At 73.4% G+C, this 17,373-nt stretch carries 20 protein-coding genes and 1 tRNA gene; 18 read left to right on the plus strand and 3 right to left on the minus strand.

Annotated elements, in window-relative coordinates; genetic code table 11:
• Positions 1 to 142: 142 nt before the first annotated feature.
• The 4 genes from BXY45_RS23735 (at position 143) to BXY45_RS06975 (ending at position 3,882) form a co-directional block, all read left to right on the plus strand.
• Entirely contained in the window at positions 143 to 1,096 is a 954-nt protein-coding gene (locus BXY45_RS23735) for a segregation and condensation protein A (RefSeq protein WP_211319304.1), read from the plus strand.
• Positions 1,097 to 1,164: 68 nt separating this feature from the next.
• Positions 1,165 to 1,713 carry an SMC-Scp complex subunit ScpB gene (gene scpB / locus BXY45_RS23740; RefSeq protein ID WP_211319305.1) on the plus strand — a complete coding sequence of 183 codons (549 nt, stop codon included), beginning with the start codon at positions 1,165 to 1,167 and terminating at the stop codon, positions 1,711 to 1,713.
• Positions 1,714 to 1,738: 25 nt separating this feature from the next.
• The gene (locus BXY45_RS06970) at positions 1,739 to 2,698 is read left to right on the plus strand and encodes a pseudouridine synthase (protein ID WP_109773596.1); all 960 of its coding nucleotides are present in this window, start codon (positions 1,739 to 1,741) and stop codon (positions 2,696 to 2,698) included.
• A 5-nt stretch (positions 2,699 to 2,703) separates the two neighbouring features.
• Positions 2,704 to 3,882 carry a prephenate dehydrogenase gene (locus BXY45_RS06975; RefSeq protein ID WP_109773638.1) on the plus strand — a complete coding sequence of 393 codons (1,179 nt, stop codon included), beginning with the start codon at positions 2,704 to 2,706 and terminating at the stop codon, positions 3,880 to 3,882.
• 135 nt (positions 3,883 to 4,017) lie between these two features.
• Here the strand turns inward: BXY45_RS06975 and BXY45_RS06980 are convergent, their stop codons facing one another.
• The gene (locus tag BXY45_RS06980; protein WP_170131354.1) at positions 4,018 to 4,911 is read right to left on the minus strand and encodes an inositol monophosphatase family protein; all 894 of its coding nucleotides are present in this window, start codon (positions 4,909 to 4,911) and stop codon (positions 4,018 to 4,020) included.
• Between the two features lie 63 nt (positions 4,912 to 4,974).
• On the opposite strand from BXY45_RS06980, the gene BXY45_RS22855 reads away from it, so the two are divergent.
• From BXY45_RS22855 to BXY45_RS06995, 4 genes are all read left to right on the plus strand, one after another.
• A complete protein-coding gene (locus BXY45_RS22855; protein ID WP_218566899.1) occupies positions 4,975 to 5,820 on the plus strand; it encodes a (d)CMP kinase in 846 nt (281 codons plus the stop codon).
• A 32-nt stretch (positions 5,821 to 5,852) separates the two neighbouring features.
• The gene (der, locus tag BXY45_RS06985; protein WP_109773639.1) at positions 5,853 to 7,310 is read left to right on the plus strand and encodes a ribosome biogenesis GTPase Der; all 1,458 of its coding nucleotides are present in this window, start codon (positions 5,853 to 5,855) and stop codon (positions 7,308 to 7,310) included.
• Positions 7,311 to 7,424: 114 nt separating this feature from the next.
• Positions 7,425 to 8,729 (plus strand): tyrosine-type recombinase/integrase, encoded by a 1,305-nt coding sequence (locus tag BXY45_RS06990; protein ID WP_146211119.1) that lies wholly within the window; start codon positions 7,425 to 7,427, stop codon positions 8,727 to 8,729.
• 46 nt (positions 8,730 to 8,775) lie between these two features.
• A tRNA-Pro gene (locus BXY45_RS06995) sits at positions 8,776 to 8,850 on the plus strand.
• A gap of 76 nt (positions 8,851 to 8,926) precedes the next feature.
• Here the strand turns inward: BXY45_RS06995 and BXY45_RS07000 are convergent.
• Together BXY45_RS07000 and BXY45_RS07005 are read right to left on the minus strand one after the other, a co-directional pair.
• Positions 8,927 to 10,003: an NADP-dependent oxidoreductase gene (locus tag BXY45_RS07000; RefSeq protein ID WP_109773599.1), complete on the minus strand. Its 1,077-nt coding sequence runs from the start codon at positions 10,001 to 10,003 to the stop codon at positions 8,927 to 8,929.
• A gap of 51 nt (positions 10,004 to 10,054) precedes the next feature.
• Positions 10,055 to 10,447: a DUF1304 domain-containing protein gene (locus BXY45_RS07005; protein WP_109773600.1), complete on the minus strand. Its 393-nt coding sequence runs from the start codon at positions 10,445 to 10,447 to the stop codon at positions 10,055 to 10,057.
• Positions 10,448 to 10,518: 71 nt separating this feature from the next.
• Here BXY45_RS07005 and BXY45_RS07010 point away from each other — a divergent pair, with 71 nt between their 5' ends.
• The 10 genes from BXY45_RS07010 (at position 10,519) to BXY45_RS07055 (ending at position 17,298) form a co-directional block, all read left to right on the plus strand.
• Positions 10,519 to 11,139, plus strand: coding sequence for a TetR/AcrR family transcriptional regulator (locus BXY45_RS07010; protein ID WP_109773640.1), 621 nt, complete (start codon positions 10,519 to 10,521; stop codon positions 11,137 to 11,139).
• Between the two features lie 35 nt (positions 11,140 to 11,174).
• Positions 11,175 to 11,774 carry a CDP-alcohol phosphatidyltransferase family protein gene (locus BXY45_RS07015; RefSeq protein WP_245961680.1) on the plus strand — a complete coding sequence of 200 codons (600 nt, stop codon included), beginning with the start codon at positions 11,175 to 11,177 and terminating at the stop codon, positions 11,772 to 11,774.
• Positions 11,771 to 12,736 (plus strand): DUF881 domain-containing protein, encoded by a 966-nt coding sequence (locus tag BXY45_RS07020; RefSeq protein WP_109773602.1) that lies wholly within the window; start codon positions 11,771 to 11,773, stop codon positions 12,734 to 12,736. The genes BXY45_RS07015 and BXY45_RS07020 overlap by 4 nt, the downstream gene beginning before the upstream one ends.
• Positions 12,737 to 12,755: 19 nt before the next feature.
• Entirely contained in the window at positions 12,756 to 13,088 is a 333-nt protein-coding gene (locus BXY45_RS07025; RefSeq protein WP_109773603.1) for a small basic family protein, read from the plus strand.
• Positions 13,085 to 14,086 (plus strand): DUF881 domain-containing protein, encoded by a 1,002-nt coding sequence (locus BXY45_RS07030; protein ID WP_109773604.1) that lies wholly within the window; start codon positions 13,085 to 13,087, stop codon positions 14,084 to 14,086. The genes BXY45_RS07025 and BXY45_RS07030 overlap by 4 nt, the downstream gene beginning before the upstream one ends.
• A 58-nt stretch (positions 14,087 to 14,144) precedes the next feature.
• Complete coding sequence (gene gcvH, locus BXY45_RS07035; RefSeq protein ID WP_109773605.1) at positions 14,145 to 14,534, plus strand: glycine cleavage system protein GcvH; 390 nt, start codon at positions 14,145 to 14,147, stop codon at positions 14,532 to 14,534.
• A gap of 115 nt (positions 14,535 to 14,649) precedes the next feature.
• Positions 14,650 to 15,051 carry an FHA domain-containing protein gene (locus tag BXY45_RS07040; RefSeq protein WP_109773641.1) on the plus strand — a complete coding sequence of 134 codons (402 nt, stop codon included), beginning with the start codon at positions 14,650 to 14,652 and terminating at the stop codon, positions 15,049 to 15,051.
• On the plus strand, positions 15,048 to 15,989 hold the full coding sequence (locus BXY45_RS23745) for a MerR family transcriptional regulator (RefSeq protein ID WP_211319307.1): 942 nt from the start codon (positions 15,048 to 15,050) through the stop codon (positions 15,987 to 15,989). Before BXY45_RS07040 ends, BXY45_RS23745 begins: the two co-directional genes overlap by 4 nt.
• A gap of 78 nt (positions 15,990 to 16,067) precedes the next feature.
• The gene (locus BXY45_RS07050; protein WP_109773606.1) at positions 16,068 to 16,586 is read left to right on the plus strand and encodes a bifunctional nuclease family protein; all 519 of its coding nucleotides are present in this window, start codon (positions 16,068 to 16,070) and stop codon (positions 16,584 to 16,586) included.
• 139 nt (positions 16,587 to 16,725) lie between these two features.
• Positions 16,726 to 17,298: a MerR family transcriptional regulator gene (locus BXY45_RS07055; protein ID WP_109773607.1), complete on the plus strand. Its 573-nt coding sequence runs from the start codon at positions 16,726 to 16,728 to the stop codon at positions 17,296 to 17,298.
• Positions 17,299 to 17,373 lie beyond the last annotated feature (75 nt).

Genomic DNA, 17,373 nt, shown 5'->3' on the forward strand with positions numbered 1-17,373 from the left:
GATCGTGCTCCCGGCGCCCCGCGCCGCAGGCGCAGCTGAGCGCAGTGCCGCAGGCGCATCTGAGCGCACTGCCGCAGGCGAGGCGGAGGCGTCACCGTCGGCGTCGACGCCTGCTCCTCCCGCGGTTGCCGTGCCCGGAGGGGTGCTCACCGATCGCGACGCGCCCGCGTTCGACGTGCACCTGGAGAACTTCTCCGGCCCGTTCGACCTGCTCCTCGGCCTCATCTCGCGACGCCGCCTGGAGATCACCGAGGTGGCGCTGGCTGCTGTCACCGACGAGTTCATCGCCCATCTGCGCCGGATGCTGGCTGCCGCCGACGCCTCGGCCACCGCTGACGGCTCCGCGGCGGCGGAGGTGGCGGCCCTCGGTCAGGCGAGTGGCTTCCTCGTGGTCGCGGCCACCCTGCTCGACCTGAAGGTCGCCCGGCTGCTGCCCTCGGAGGACGACGACGAGCTCGACGCCGAGGCCCTCGCCCTCGTCGAGGCGCGCGACCTGCTCTTCGCGCGGCTGCTGCAGCACCGCGCGTTCGCGCAGGTCTCCGGTCTGCTCGCGCAGCGTCTGGCGGTGGGGGCGTTGAGCACCCCGCGTCCGGGCGGCACGGGCGCGGCGGACCCGCTGGTGGCGCGCGCCCTGCCCGACCTGGTGCTCGCCACCACGCCCGACCAGCTCGCGGCGCTGGCCGCCGCCGCCATCGCCGCGCCCACCCGGGGTCGGCGCGGTGCGCCCGCCCGGGTCGGTGTCGAGCACCTGCATGCGCCGACGGTCAGCGTTCCCGAGCAGGTGGCGCTGCTGCGCGAGCGTCTCGTGGGCTGGTTCGCGCAGCACGGGGCCGAGCCGGTGAGCTTCGCGGACCTCGTTGCGGATGCAGGCCGGGAGGACGACGACGGCGGCAGCGCTGGCGCTGGCGACGCGCGGGCCGCCGTCGTCCTCGTCGTGGGCCGGTTCCTCGCCGTCCTCGAGCTGTACCGCCGCGGCGAGCTCGACCTGGAGCAGACCGACCCGTCCCAGCCGTTGCACGTGCGCTGGCGCGGCGTCATCGACCTGCGCGATCAGCCCAACCAGCCCAACCAGCCCGCGACCGAGGAGTCCTCCTGAGCACCGCCGACGAGTGCTCCGGCAGCCCTGGCTCCTCCGGCACCGCTGTCGAGCAGCTGCCGGGCGGGTTGCGCGCCGCGCTGGAGGCGGTGCTCATGGTCGTCGATGCGCCGGTGTCCGTCGACGATCTCGCCGAGGGTCTCGAGGTGCCCGCCGATGCGGTGCGCGGGGCGCTGGAGGCGTTGGCGTCGTCCTACCGCGCCGAGCAGCGGGGGTTCGAGCTGCGTGCCGCCGCCGGTGGCTGGCGGATCTGGAGCCATCCCGACGCTGCGCCGCTCGTGGCCCGGTTCACCGGCGAGGCGGCGTCGGCGCGGTTGTCGAAGGCGGCGCTGGAGACCCTCGCGATCATCGCCTACACCCAACCGGTGACCCGGGCGCGGGTCGCGGCGGTGCGCGGGGTCGACGTCGACTCGGTGGTGAGGACGCTGCTCACGCGCGGGCTGGTGACCGAGGCGGGCAGGGAGGGTCCCGGGGGTGGGATCCTGTACCGGACGACCACCGCCTTCTTGGAGAAGATCGGGGTCGACAGCCTCGAGGACCTCCCTCCGCTGGCGCCGCACCTGCCGGACGACACGGAGATCGACGCGCTCCTCGACGCTCTGGACGACGGGCCGTGAGACACGGCGGAGCAGGAGAACAGTAGTGAGCCAGCAGCGAGAAGAGCACGACGTGCACGACCCCGACGGCGTGCGCCTGCAGAAGGTGCTCGCGGGCGCCGGCATGGGCTCGCGCCGCGCGTGCGAGGAACTCATCGCACGCGGCCGGGTCCGCGTCGACGGTGAGGTCGTCACCGAGCTCGGCGTCCGCGTCGACCCGTCCACCGCGCAGGTCGAGGTCGACGGGATGCTGCTGCAGCTCGACACCACCAAGGTCTACCTGGCGATGAACAAACCGCGCGGGTACCTGTCGGCCATGTCCGACCCGGAGGGGCGCCTCACGCTGGCGGACATCCTCGACGACCGCACCGAGCAGGGCGTCCGCCTCTTCCACGTCGGTCGACTCGACGTCGACACCGAGGGCCTCATCCTCCTCACCAACGACGGCGACCTCGCGCACCGCCTGCAGCACCCGTCCTTCGAGGTGCCCCGTACCTACGTCGCCGAGGTCCACGGCCCGGTGGAGCGCGGCATCGGCAAGCGCCTGCGCGACGGCGTGGAGCTGGAGGACGGCCTGGCCAAGGCCGACTCCTTCCGCCTCGTCGACTCCGCTCCCGGTAAGGCGTTCGTGGAGATCGTCCTGCACGAGGGACGCAAGCACGTGGTGCGCCGCATGCTCGAGGAGGTCGGCTACCCCGTCATCCGCCTGGCGCGCACCGCCATCGGCCCGATCCACCTGGGTGACCTGCGCCCCGGCGTCACCCGCGCACTGACCCGCGAGGAGGTGTCCACGCTGCGCAGCGCCGGACCGGGCTCGCAGCCGGGGGGCCGCACTCCGCGCCCCAAGGGCCAGCGGCCTGTGGCAAAGGCCCCGGACCGCAAGGGCATCCAGATGGTCACCGGGTCGGCGCGGCGCACGGCGGCGTCGTCCAAGTCGACCCGCGCGGCGAAGGTCGCGAAGGCCAGAGGCGCCGCCCAGCAGCGCCGCCAGAACGGCGGCCGGTGACGACGCTGCGCGCGCGCACCCGCGGACCCGTCCACGTCGTCGGCACCGGGCTGCTCGGTACGAGTGCGGCGCTCGCGCTGCGCGCCCGCGGGGTCGAGACGACCCTGGCCGACCCCTCGCCGACGGCTGCGGCCCTGGCCCGCGACCTGGGCGCGGGGCGGTTGCGCCAGCCGCACGACCCGCCGCCGGCGCTCGTCGTCGTCGCCGCACCGCCCGATGTCACGGCGTCGGTGGTGGCCGAGCAGCTGGCCGCGTGGCCGGACGCGGTGGTCACCGACGTCGCCAGCGTCAAGCTCACCGTGCTCGCCGAGCTGCGCCGCCTCCTCGGCGGCGCTGGTGATCACGACGACGACGAAGGGGCGCGGTGCGGTGCGGCGGCCCTGGCGCGCTACGTGGGCAGCCACCCGCTCGCGGGGCGGGAGCGGTCGGGGGCCGTCGCCGCCCGGGGCACGCTGTTCGCGGGGCGGCCGTGGGTGCTGTGCCCGACGTCGTCGTCCTCACCGCAGGCTGTGGCGGCCGTCCGTGACCTCGCCGATGATCTCGGCGGCGTGCCGGTGGTCATGGAGGCCGGCGCTCACGACGAGGCCGTGGCGCTGGTCTCCCACGTGCCGCAGGTGGCGGCGTCGCTGGTGGCCGCGCGACTGCGGGAGGCGCCCGAGCCTGCCGTCGAGCTGGCCGGGCAGGGGCTGCGTGACGTCACGCGCATCGCCGAGTCCGACCCGTCGCTGTGGGTGCAGATCCTCGGGGCGAACGCCGGGCCGGTGGCCGCGGTGCTGCGTGACCTGCGGGCCGACCTCGACGTCGTGCTCGCGGCCCTCGAGCAGCTCGCAGACGCCGACGAGGACGCCCGGAACCCTCAGTGCGCAGCGGCGAACAGCCCCGGGGCGCTGGCCGCGGTGGCCCGACTCATTGCCGACGGCGGCGCCGGCCGCGCCCGGGTGCCCGGCAAGCACGGCGCCCCGCCGACGTCGTACGCGGTGGTGACGGTGCTCGTGCCGGACGCTCCCGGAGAGCTCGCGCGGCTGCTGCACGACGTCGGCGCCGCCGGCGTCAATCTCGAGGACCTGCGCCTGGAGCACTCCCCGGGCCAGCCCGTGGGCTTGGCGGAGGTGTCGGTGCTGCCTGCCTCACGCTCGGTGCTGGAGTCCGCCCTGCGCGACCTCGGCTGGGCCCTGCTCGACTGATCTGCTCGACTGATCTGCTCGCCTGATCGCGTCACGCCAGGGGTGGCCAACCGCCCATGATCACGCTCACCCGTCCGTGATCATGGGCGGTTGGCCACCTCTGTGACCGCCGTGATCATGGGCGGTTGGCCACCCTTAGTCGGCGGGGCCCTCCACCGGCAGGGTGGCCTGCGCCAGGGCCACGAGGGAGTCCGCAGCGCCGGGGTGTGCCAGCACGAGGGAGCGGCTCACGCCCGACAGGGGCTCGCCGTCCAGCGGCACCACCGCACCGCCTGCCTCGGCGACCAGCAGCGCCGGGCCGTGCAGGTCGCGGCGGTCACCGCCGTGGCGCAGGGTGCCCATGACACGCCCGTCGGCGATGGAGACCACCTCGGCCGCCGAGCTCTCCACCACCTTGGGCAGCCATCCGGCGTCCTTGATGGCGCCGAGCACGCCCGCGCCCGCACGGACGACACCGCCCGCTTCCGCGGGTCCCTCGAGGCGCAGCCGGCGGGGCTCGGCATCCGCGCTGGCGACCCGTACGAACGCGCCCTGACCGGCAACGGCGGTGTAGAGGTAGCCGCCGGTCCACACCGCCACCGACTCTGCCTGCGGCCGCTCGCGCGGACCTCGCCAGGCCGAGGCCACGACCGACCACGGCCCGAGGCGCCGCGCGTAGTTGAGGGTGCCGTCGATGGGGTCGACCACCCAGGTGCGGCCGTGCTCAGGGTCGGCCGGGGGACGGTCCGCGCCTTCCTCGCCGATGATCCCGTCGGCAGGGAACCGCTCGCGCAGCGCGTCGTCGATGACTCGCTCGGTCTCGAGGTCGACGTCGGTGACCACCGAGCCCGTCAGCGCCGCGGCCGGCTTGCGCTGCTCCACCGCACCGGACTGGCGGCGGGTGGCCTCCTCGCCAAGGCGCGTGACCAGTGCGGCGACGAACTCGAGGGCCTCGACCGCCTCCTCGACATCAGCGATCACGGGGATCTCAGCGGAGCTGCCGGTGGAACTGCCGGCGGAACTGCCGGTGGAGCTGGGTGCGGTGGCCACCCGGCCAGGGTAGTGACCAGCCTGATGACCAGGACTGTCGCCACCGGCCACTACCCTTCGACGGTGCACGCTCCACCCGAACACCCCTCCTCGACGGACGCGCCGACCACCTCCCCGACGTCTGGTCAGACGTCTGAGCAGGTGCCGTCGGTGCCTCGCGCCCGCGGGCTCGTCGTCGTCGTCGACGGTCCTTCCGGCTCCGGCAAGTCCACTCTGTGCCGCCGTGCTGCGGCTGCGCTCGGCGCGGGCTACCTCGACACCGGCGCCTACTACCGCGCGGTGTGCTGGGCGGCCCTGGAGGACGGGCTCGATCTCTCGGCCGGAGCGGCGGCAGAGGCGGGCGGGCGCGACCACGGCCTCGACGAGGCCGTCGCCGGGCTGGCCCGCGGCCTCGACCTGCGGGTCGGCACCGACCCGGAGCGGCCCTTCGTCGTCGTCCGTGGCACCGATGTCACCGCCGCCATCCGCGAGAGCCGTATCTCCTCGGCGGTGAGCGTCGTGGCCACCAACCTCGAGGTCCGCGCCGAGCTCATCGCCCGCCAGCGCGCCGCCATCGCGGCGCAGGCCTCCGCGCGCGGCGTGGTCGCTGAGGGCCGTGACCTCACCACCGTCGTCGCGCCCGAGGCCGCCGTGCGCGTTCTGGTTGTTGTCGATGAGCAGCGCCGACTCGCGCGCCGCGCACTGGAGCTGCACGGCACCTCCGATGCCGCCGCCGTCGAGCGCACCCGTGACGAGGTGGTCCGCCGCGATCGCGACGACTCCAGCGTCGCCGCGTTCACCGAGGCCGCCGACGGCGTGAGCGTGCTCGACAACTCCGGCTCGCTCGAGGAGGGCGTCGAGGCCCTGCTGGCCTTGGCGACCGCCGCCCTCGGCGAGCGCATCACCCAGACGACGGGAGCCCGCACGTGAGCGAGCAGACCACCGACCAGACCACCGATCAGATGTCCGACCAGCACCAGGGCGTCGGGGAGGAGCTCGACCCGACCCGCGCCCTGCGCGTGGGTCTGGAGGACTACGACCTCTCCGACGACGACCTCGCCGTCCTCGACGCCGAAGCCGGCGAGCACGGCAGTGAAGACGATCGCGTCCTGCCCGTCGTCGCCATCATCGGGCGGCCCAACGTCGGCAAGTCGACCCTGGTCAACCGCGTGCTAGGCCGCCGCGAGGCAGTCGTGCAGGACGTGCCCGGTGTCACGCGAGACCGGGTCCGCTACACCACCGAGTGGGCGGGCACGCCGTTCGTCGTCGTCGACACCGGCGGCTGGGAGGTCGACGTCCACGGGCTCGACGCCCGCGTGGCCGAGCAGGCCGAGATCGCCATCGAGCTGGCCGACGTCGTCGTCTTCGTCGTCGACGCCTCCGTCGGTGCCACCGGCACCGACGAGGCCGTGGTGAAGCTCATCCGCCGCTCGGGCAAGCCCGTGGTGCTGGCGGCGAACAAGGTCGACGACGAGCGCACCGAGGCCGACGCCGCCGCACTGTGGTCCCTGGGGCTCGGCGAGCCGCACCCGGTGTCGGCGCTGCACGGGCGCGGGTCGGGAGACCTGCTCGACGCGGTGCTCAAGGCTGTCCCGGAGCAGCTCGTGGGCGAGCAGGAGGCCTCCGGCGGGCCGCGGCGCGTGGCGCTGCTGGGGCGGCCCAACGTCGGCAAGTCGAGCCTGCTGAACAAGCTCGTCGGGTCCGAGCGCGTCGTCGTCGACCCGACCGCAGGCACCACCCGTGACCCCGTCGACGAGCTCGTGGAGCTCGGCGGTCGGCCCTGGCGCTTCGTGGACACCGCCGGCATCCGCCGCCGCGTGCACCAGACCTCCGGCGCCGACTACTACGCCTCCCTGCGCACGCAGGCGGCCCTCGAGCGCGCCGAGGTGGCCGTGGTGCTGCTGGAGGCCTCCGAGCGGCTCACCGAGCAGGACACCCGCATCATCACCACCGTCGTGGAGTCGGGGCGGGCGCTGGTGCTGGCGTTCAACAAGTGGGACCTCACCGACGAGGAGCGCCGCCACTTCCTCGAGCGCGAGATCGAGCAGGACCTCGCGCAGGTGGCGTGGGCGCCGCGGGTGAACATCTCCGCGCGCACGGGGCGTCATGTCGACAGGCTCGTGCCTGCGCTCGACGTCGCGCTGGACAGCTGGGACACCCGCGTGCCCACGGGGCGGCTGAACCAGTTCCTGTCGGAGGTCGTGGCCGCGCACCCGCACCCGCTGCGGGGCGGCAAGCAGCCGCGCATCCTCTTCGGCACGCAGGCGTCCACGCGGCCGCCGCGGTTCGTGCTGTTCGCCTCGGGGTTCCTGGAGGCGCAGTACCGGCGGTTCCTGGAGCGGCGCCTGCGCGAGCAGTTCGGCTTCGAGGGCTCCCCGGTGGAGGTCAGCGTGCGCGTGCGGGAGAAGCGCCGCCGCTGAGGCTCTGCCCCTGACGTCTGCCCCTGACGGCGACAGATCAGGACGACGACGAGGGGCGGGCCGGCTGCCAGGTGCAGCCGGCCCGCACCTCGTTCGCGTCCCACCCCGTTGTCAGTGGTCAGCGGCATGATCGGCCTCATGGAAACGAACACCCGTGCGAGCTCGCAACGTCGGGCTTCCCACCTCACGGTGAGTGAGGCGTGGGCCGGCTACGCCGCCAACGCCACCGTCGATCCCAAGACCATGGCGGGTTACGAAGGCATCTTCGTCCGCCATGTCGACCCGGTGTTGGGCAGCATGCTGGTCGCTGAGATCACCCGAGGCGATGTCGCCGCCCTGCTGGAGCGTCTGAGGGCCCAGGGGGCGGGAGACAGCCTGGTCAGGCTCGCGCGCATCGTCTTGAGCGCTGCCTGCCGGTACGCGATGGATCACGGTGTCATCGATGCGCTCCCCACAGCGGCGGTACCCGCGCCACACTCCCGCACGGTCGTCGGGCGGGTCATCACTCCCGAGGAGTTCGTGCGGGTCAGGGACGCGCTGCCCACGCCGGGAGCTCGCCTGCTGGCTGACCTCTTCGTGCGTGCGGGACTGCGGATCGGGGAAGCGCTCGCGCTGACAGCATCGGATATCGATCGTGACGCGGTGCTGGTCCGGCGGACTCTGTCGGAGCCGGGACGTCGCTTCTCGGCTGACGGTGAGCGCTTCGCGCTACGCCCGTCCACCAAGAACGGCCACGAACGCCGAGTCGTGGTGGGCCAGCACTTTGCCGATCGACTGCGGTTGTGGTGCAAGGAATCGGGGATCGGGCCGGATGACGTGGTGTTCCCGGCTCGTCTGGTGCTGCCGCCGGTTTCCGGGCGCACGTTCCCCCAGAAGATCCACCTCGAGCCTCTGACCCCGGCGAGGTTGGCCGAGCTGGGGACGTTCACCGGCCCGAACGGCATCGAGTACCAGCACGGGACGATGAACGGGTACGTGACGGGGAAGTGTCGCGAGGCCTGCTGTCGCCAGGCCATCTCCGAGTACTCAGCGCGCAAGAAGCGGGAGCGACGGCAGCGCCAGCGGGGCGACGTGGCTCCTCGTCGCGAGCGTGTTCAGGCTGGCGAAGCCCCGGTCGACTCGGCCGCGTCGACGGGCGTGACCGGCCTCGGTGTGGTCAGTCACCAGGGGTGGAGCCGTCTCTGGCAGGCAGCAGTGCGTTCCGCTGGCCTCGACTTCAGCCCTCAGGCGCGGCAAACGCGTCACGCCTACGCCTCGTGGCTCAACCTCGGTGGGGTCAGCGCGGAGCGTATCGCTGAGGGACTGGGGCACCAGGATGACCGGTCCACGAGGGTCTACATGCGGCCTGTCGGACCCGAAGCTGAGGCCGTTGCGGTGATGGACACCCTCCTGGGGGAGGGCGGCGCACCTCCAGCCTGATCAGACCTGGCGACCCTGTAAGGTGTTCCACGGTCCTGCGGGATCACGGGCTGTGGCGCAGCTTGGCTAGCGCACCTGGCTGGGGGCCAGGGGGTCGCAGGTTCGAATCCTGTCAGCCCGACAGCAAGGCCCTGGTGAGCATCGCTCACCAGGGCCTTTGTCATTCCCGGTGGTGCACCACCGGAGTGCACGGGGCTTCAGCCGACGCGCACGACCATCTTCCCGGTGTTGCCGCCGCGCATCATCGCCATGAACGCCTCGAAGGTGTTCTCCACACCGTCAACGACGGTCTCCTCGTGCTGCAGCTTCCCCTGGTCGAACCACGCGGCCAGCTTCGCCGTCGCCTCCGGCAGCAGGGAGGCGAAGTCGCCCAGGGTGAAGCCCGCCAGCGTCAGGCTGCGGGTGATGGCGTTGGCGAGGTTGTCGGGCCCGGCCGGACCCGGCTGCGACGGAGAGGCGTTGTAGCCGGAGATCGCTCCGCACAGCACGAGGCGGCCGTGGCGGTTCATGACGTCGAGCGCGGCCTGCAGGTGGTCACCGCCGACGTTGTCGAAGTACACGTCCACGCCGTCCGGCACCAGCGCCGGCAGCTGCTCGCGCACCGGTGCGGCCTTGTAGTCGAGCGCCGCGTCGAAGCCGAACCGCTCGCGCAGCCGGGCCACCTTCTCCGGCCCTCCGGCGGAGCCGACCACGCGAGAAGCGCCCAGCAGCCGTGCGACCTGGCCGACCGCGGTGCCCACGGCGCCCGCCGCCCCGGAGACGAACACCACCTCGCCGGGCTGTAGCCGCCCGACGGCGGTCAGGCCTGCGTAGGCGGTCTGACCCGTGAGTCCCAGGATCCCCAGGTGTACCGACGACGGCACCGCGACGCCGCCGCGCTGCACCTCGGGCACCGCGCGGAACCCACTGGCAGGCCCCTGTGCCACGTCGCGCCACCCGAGCATGTGCACCACGAGGGTGCCCACGGGCAGCTGCTCGGCGCGCGACTCGACCACCCGGCCCACGGCGCCGCCCGTCATCGCCTCGCCGAGGCCGAACGGCGGCACGTAGCTCTTGGTGTCGTTCATGCGGCCGCGCATGTAGGGGTCCACCGAGACGAACTCGTTGGCCACCCGCACCTCACCGTCGGCCAGGGCGGGCAGGGACACCTCCACCAGGCGAACGTCGGTGGGCTTCGGCTCACCCACGGGTCGCGCGATGAGCTGCCACTGGCGGCTGGTCGCCGTAGCGCTGGATGTCGTGCCGGGCGTCGTGCTGGGTGTTGTGGTGGTCATGAGAGGTGCCTCCGAGGTGGAACGGGCCTGAGATGTGATGAGCGGGTGTGGTCAGCGCGTCAGCAAGCCGGCGGTCAGCGCGATCGCGCCGAGCAGCGGTGCCGTGCCCTGGGCCGCGGCGGCGCGCAGCTTGCTGCGGTCGGACAGTGCGAGCACCGCAGCCGCGCCGGCCATCGAGCACGCGCCGGTGAGGGCGAGGGTCGCCCCGACGCCTGTCGGCCCGCCGATGATCAGGACGACGACGCCGGCCGCTGCGGCGATCGCCAGGAACAGGTTGTAGAAGCCCTGGTTGAACGCCAGCTGCTGCGTGGCCAGCGCCTCCTCGCGGGTGAGGCCGAAGGTGGCCCGCGCTCGCGGGCTGGTCCACGCCAGTGACTCCAGCACGAAGATCCACACGTGGAGGAGTGCTGCGGCGCCGATGAGGACGAGTCCGGTGATGACCACGAGGCTTTACTGTAACGTCCATTGCAGAAAAGCTCGACGGGGTGCCGGCGAGCACGCCGCAGGGAGGGACCGTGGGTCGTCAGCCGGGGTACGACACCGCCGCGCTCGTCCGCGCCGCACGCCGCGTCTTCTGGGAACACGGCTACGAACAGGCCTCGGTGCCCGAGCTCGAGCGCGCCACCGGCGTCAACCGCTCCAGCCTCTACCACGCCTTCGGCAGCAAGCGTGGCCTCTACGACGCCGCCCTCACCAGCTACCTCGACGAGGTCGTCAGGCCCCGGCTGCGCCCCCTGCAGACACCGCCCGTCCAACCCGCAGCGCTCGCGGACTACCTCCAGCACCTCCTCGACGCCCTCGCACGCGACGCCACCGGTGACGGCGACGCCTCCCGAGGCTGCCTGCTGCTGTCCGCCGCCGCAGCGCCCATCGGGCAGGACGACGCCGTCCGCGCCGTCGTCGTCGCCTACCGCGCCGAGCTCCGCGCGGCCGTGGCCGGCGGCCTCGCCGCCGCCCGACCCGACCTCGACGACACCGTCCGCGCGCACCTGGCCGAGTCCGTGACCGCGCTCGTCGTCGCCGCGCTGGCCCTCGTGCGCGTCGACGTCGTCGCCGCCGCCGACAGCCTGCGGGCGGCCCTGGAGGTGTCCCGTCCCGAGCCCGCTCGTCAGCCCGCCCGTCAGTCTCTGGGCTGAGGCAGCCTGCCCCGCGGGCTGCGATGCTGGGACGCGTGAGGAACGACGGGCTGGCCGGCACTGCCGAGCATCCCGCCGACCGCGTCCTCACCGTCCCCAACGCGCTGTCGGCGCTCCGCCTGCTGCTCGTGCCGGTCTTCGCCGCACTCATCCTGGGCGGCCACGACCTGTGGGCGCTGCTCGTGCTGGCGGTCTCCGGCGCCAGCGACTGGCTCGACGGGCGCCTCGCGCGCCGCTGGCAGCAGGTCACCCGCCTCGGCCAGGTCCTCGACCCCGCCGCGGACCGCCTCTTCATCTTCGCCGCCCTGCTGGGGATGGCCCTGCGCGAGCTCGTGCCCTGGTGGCTGGTGGTGGTCATCGTCGCCCGGGACCTCGGCATCGTGGCGCTCGGACTCCTGCTGGCGCGGCTCGGGCGCGGGCCCCTGCCGGTCAGCGACCTCGGCAAGGCCGCCACCTTCGCGCTCCTGTATGCCTTCCCGCTGATCCTGCTGGCGTCGCTCGGCGGGCCCGTCGGCGCCGTCGCCCGCCCCCTCGGCTGGGCCTTCGCGATGTGGGGCACGGCCCTCTACTGGTGGGCGGGTCTGCGCTACGCCGCCCACGTGCGCGTTCTGATGCGCGCGAGGGCCGCCGCGTGAGCACCACCACGAACTCGAAGACGACGACGAGGCCCCGCCCCGACGCGTCCATGACCCTGCTGCGCGAGGTCATGGAGCGGCCCCTCGACCCCGGCTACGCCGCGGCCGCCGAGCGTCGCCGCGCCCAACAGGAGCGGGCCGAACAGGAGCGGGCAGACCAGGATCAGACCGGCGGGGCGTCGAACAGCGACGCGGGAGCCCACCGGCACCGTCGCCGGGTGCTCACCGCGGTGATGGCAGCCGGTGCCGGACTGCTCGTCACCGGCGCCGTCCTCGCCCTCCACACCCCCTCCGACCCCGACGCGCGCGCCGCGCTGGTCGCCGACATCGAGCGCCGCACCGCCACCGCGGACGACCTCGCCGCCCGCGCCGCCGAGCTGCGCACCCAGGTCCAAGCCGACCAGGACGCACTCCTCGCCGGTGACCCCAGCGCCCCCACCGTCGACGACGGGACCCTCGTGGCCTCCGGCACCACCGAGGTGACAGGCCCCGGGCTCGTCATCACCCTCACCGACGGCCCCGGTGCGGCTCCCGGCGCAGCCGACCCCCGCAACGTCGACCCCGCCGCCGACGCCCGGGTCCAGGACGGCGACCTCCAGCGCGTCGCCAACGGCCTGTGGAGCTCCGGCGCCGAAGCGGTGGCCATCAACGGCCAGCGACTCACCGCGGCCACCGCCATCCGCAGCGCCGGCGGTGCGGTCCTCGTCAACTTCCGCCCCCTGTCACCGCCGTACGTCGTCGAGGCGATCGGCTCCCCGAACGCGCTCGCGGCGAGCTTCGCCCTGACCCCCGCCGCGCGCTGGCTGCAGGCGCTGGGAGACCAGTACGGCATCGGGGTCCAGGTCTCCACCTCCGAGGAGATGGACCTGCCCGCGCTCGATGCGCAGCGCCTCTACAGTGCTCGGGTGCCGGGGGGCAGTGCCCCCGCTACCCGCCCGGAGCAACAGGAGTCCGCACCGTGACCCGCCCGACGACCGCCCGATGATCGCCGCTGTCGGACTGCTCGCCGGCATCGTCCTCGGCCTCCTGCTCGACCCGACGGTTCCGTCGTGGCTGCAGCCGTACCTGCCCATCGCCGTGGTCGCCGCCCTCGACGCGGTGTTCGGCGGCTTCCGCGCCGCCCTCGACGGGCTCTTCGACGACCGCGTCTTCGTCGTGTCGTTCCTGTCGAACGTCGTCGTCGCCGCGCTCATCGTCTACCTGGGCGACCAGCTCGGCGTCGGCAGTCAGCTGTCGACGGCCGTCGTCGTCGTCCTCGGCATCCGCATCTTCTCCAACGTGGCCTCCATCCGGCGGCACCTGTTCAAGGCATGACAGCTCCCCAGCCCGACCCCCCGCAGGCGTGTCCCGGCCAGCTGGAGCTCTCCTTGCCGGAACCTGACGACGACGCTCACCAGCTCCAGCTCGCTCTGCCGCTCGACCCCCCGCACCCGACCGATCAGGACGACGACGGCGGCCGCGGCGGCCGCGTCGCCTCCGCCGCGGTGCCTGACGCCGACCCGGCCCCGCAGCCACCGCCGTCTTTGAAAGCACCGCAGTCTTCAGAGTCCCCGCAGTCTTCAGAGTCCCCGCAGCGCAAGGGGCTGCGCTACGCGCTGGCTCCCCGCGCCACCCGGGGGCAGCTCGTCGTCGGTGTCCTCTGCCTGCTCCTGGGCCTGGCCGTCGCCGTCCAGGTGCAGCAGCGCACCGGCGCCGACCTCGCGGCGCTGCCGCAGTCGGAGCTGCTCGGCCTGCTCGACGACGCGACCGACCGCAGCGAGCGCCTGCAGCGTGAGATCGCCGAGCTGGAGAGCGCCCAGCAGGGGCTGCGTGCCAGCGGCGACCAGCGCGAGGCGGCGCGGGAGCTGGCCCAGGAACGGGTCGACACCCTCGGCATCCTCGCGGGCACGCTGCCCGCGACGGGGCCCGGCATCCGGCTCACGGTGCAGGTGCCCGCTGACTCCACCCCCAGCGCCGCCACGCTGCTGCTCGGTGCGGTGCAGGAGCTGCGCGACGCGGGCGCGGAGGCGATCCAGATCGGCGACGCGCGGGTGATCGCCAGCACCGCCTTCGTCGACACCGCCGACGGCGGGGTCTCGGTCGGAGGTCCCTCCGACGCGGTGGTCGTGAGGCCGCCGTTCACGGTGCTCGCCATCGGCGGCCCGCAGACCCTCGCCAGCGCGATGGAGTTCCCCGACGGGGTCGGGCCGACGGTGCGACGGGCCGGCGGGACGATCAGGGTCGAGCAGGTGCAGCAGGTCGACGTGACGGCGTTGCAGCCCGCGGGCGCGCCTGCGTACTCTCGCCCGGTCGCGCCGAGCGGCTCGGGCTGACGTGCCGGGGTCCTCGCCGCTGACGACCCCCCATGCTGCTGAGCCAGGAGGCCGTTGGATGCCGGACGTCGAGATCCCCGAGCAGCTTCGCTACACCGCGGAGCACGAGTGGGTCGCGGACGCCGGCGACGGCGTTGTGAGGATCGGCATCACCGCGTATGCGCAGGGCGAGCTGGGAGACATCGTCTACGTCTCCCTGCCGGCCGTGGGTGACCGTGTGGAGGCCGGGTCTTCGTGCGGTGAGCTGGAGTCGACCAAGAGCGTCAGCGAGCTGTACGCGCCCGTCACGGGTGAGGTGACCGCCCGCAACGACAGCCTCGACGGCAGCCCCGAACTGGTGAACTCCGACCCCTACGGCGAGGGCTGGGTGCTGGAGGTCCGCCTCGAGGACGCCGCCGCTCTGGACGGGCTGCTCGACGCGGCCGGCTACCGCGACCAGATCTCGTGATCGTCGGGCGGCCCCGCCCGAGCGAAGGCCGTGGGGGAGCCCCGTCATCGGCGGCTAGGGTGGCCCTGTGAGCGAGCGCGAGGAGCCGAGCAGGCAGGGCGGTTCGGACACGACGATGTCCTTCCCGGCCATCTCGGTGCCGGAGGTCGACACGTCGTCCGACGCCGCTGTCGGGCTGACGTCCGACCAGCAGCGCGCCGTCGACGCCCTGCCCGAGGGGTGCGCGCTGCTCGTGGTGCAGCGCGGCCCCAACGCGGGGGCGCGGTTCCTGCTCGACGCTGACCGCACCACCGCGGGGCGCCAGCCCAGCAGCGACATCTTCCTCGACGACGTCACCGTCTCCCGCAAGCACGCCGAGTTCGTGCGTGACGGGCAGCGGTTCCGGGTCCGCGACATCGGCAGCCTCAACGGCACCTACGTCAACCGTGACCGCGTCGACGACGTGCTCCTCAGCAACGGCGACGAGGTGCAGATCGGCAAGTACCGCTTGACCTTCCACTCCTTCCGCGCGCGGTGACCGAGCGGGCTCCGTCACCGGCCCGCCGTCCCGCGCAGGCGGTTCCCGCCGCTGCGGGACCACTGCTGACCATCGGTGAGCTGCTGGGGCGGTTGTCGCCGGAGTTCCCCGACGTCACCCACTCCAAGGTCCGCTTCCTCGAAGACCGCGGCCTGGTCACGCCGCAGCGCACGCCCAGCGGGTACCGGAAGTTCACCCTCGCCGACCTGGAGCGGTTGCGCACCGTGCTGCGGCTCCAGCGCGACCAGTACCTGCCGCTGCGGGTGATCCGCGAGCACCTCGACGCGCTCGACGCCGACCCGAACGCGCTGCCGCCCGAAGGGTCCGTCCGTTCGTCCGCTCGCCCGCGGGCGAGCGCCCTGGAGCCCGCCGTGGTTGCTGGTGCTGCCGCTGAGGCCGACGCAGTCGCCCTCGCGGATGATCAGGACGACGACGACGGCGACGGCCTCCGGTCGGCCACCTCCGGCGCCGCGCCGGGGGCCGGCGGCGAGCAGGCGGCCCCCGCTCGCGGGCCGGTTCCGCGCAGCGAGGTCCTGCTCGCGGCAGGAGGGTCGCTGGCGCTGCTGGAGTCCCTCGAAGACCACGGGCTGCTGCCGCGTGAGCGTGCCGGGCTCTACCCGCACGCGGCGCTGGCGCTGGTGCGCGCTGCGGTGGTGCTGGGGGAGCACGGCATCGAACCGCGTCATCTGCGGGCCCTGAGGACGGCGGTGGGGGCCGAGGCCGCTCTGGTGGAGCAGGTGGTGAACCCGCTGCGCAGGGTCCGCCCCGGAGATCGTCACGCAGAACGTCAGGGTGAGCGCGCGAGCGAGCTCCCCGGAGGCGTCTCGGCCAGGTCCGACGAGGCCGAGCGCGTCGGCGGTCAGCTGGTGAGCTCGCTGCTGGCGCTGCACGCTGCGGCGCTGGGATGCGCCCTGGACGGCGTCCCGCCCGCGCCCTGAGGGTCACGCTGGCGCGAGCGCCCAGCCCCTGACGACGACCCTCTGCTCCCGCGGAGCGGGCGGGGTTACGGTGGTGACGTGCGCGAGCTCGAGGTCGTCGGGGTCCGGGTGGAGATGCCCTCCAACAACCCCATCGTGCTGCTGCGGGAGCGTGAAGGTGATCGCATGCTCCCGATCTGGATCGGTGCGCCGGAGGCGAGTGCCATCGCCTTCGCCCAGCAGGGCGTGGTGCCGCCGCGCCCGCTCACCCACGACCTCCTCAAGGACGTCCTCGCCGCGGTCGGCAGGACGCTCGTCGAGGTGCGCATCGTCGCGATGAAGGACGGCGTGTACCACGCCGAGCTCGTCCTCGACGGAGGAACCATCGTGAGCGCGCGCTCCTCGGACGCCATCGCGCTGGCTCTGCGGACCGGGTCACCGATCCTCGGGGCCGAGGCCGTGCTGGCCGATGCGGGGCTCCCGGTGCCCGACCAGGACGAGGACGAGGTGGAGAAGTTCCGCGAGTTTCTCGATCACGTGAGCGCCGAAGACTTCGAGGGTGACCCGCCCACCGAGCCCGGTGACGACACGCCAGGTCGCGACACGCCGGACCGTTGAGCCTCGCCTTCGTTGACGGGGGGCCTGACCGGCCCTACCGTCATGAGGACGCCCTGCACTGGAGCTGCTGGCGGTCTTCGGCTCACGACGAGCCGCGGACCTGAGCCGGCCCGGTCGCGGCGCACGACAGGAGGTCCGCGTGAGGAGCTCGGGAGACGGCGGGAGCGGCCGCGGGTCCTCCGCTGCGCAGAGCCTGCTCTTCACAGAGGCCCTGCCAGCGCTCGACCGTGACGCGGGTTACCGCGGACCGACGGCCTGCAAGGCGGCGGGCATCACCTACCGCCAGCTCGACTACTGGGCGCGCACCGGGCTCGTCGAGCCGTCCGTGCGTCCAGCCAGCGGGTCCGGCACACAGCGGCTCTACGGCTTTCGCGACATCCTCGTGCTCAAGGTCGTCAAGCGACTCCTGGACACCGGCGTCTCGCTGCAGCAGATCCGTTCGGCCGTGGGGCACCTGCACGAGCGCGAGGTCGAAGACCTGGCGCAGATCACCCTCATGAGCGACGGTGCCAGCGTCTACGAGTGCACGTCCGCCGAGGAAGTGGTCGACCTCGTCCAGGGCGGACAGGGCGTCTTCGGCATCGCCGTCGGCAGGGTCTGGCGCGAGGTGGAGGCCTCGCTGGCCACCCTGCCGAGCGAGAAGGTCGACGGTGGCGGCTCCACCACTGACGAGCTCGCCGCGCGCCGCGCAGCCCGCCGCTCCGTCAGCTGAGAGTTGCCCGCGGGGTGAGCTGAGCAGCTCACCCTGCGAGGCGCTTCGCTGCCGCCAGGGTGTGCAGCGCCCCGT

This window comes from Quadrisphaera granulorum (assembly GCF_003149145.1).
Classification (GTDB): domain Bacteria; phylum Actinomycetota; class Actinomycetes; order Actinomycetales; family Quadrisphaeraceae; genus Quadrisphaera; species Quadrisphaera granulorum.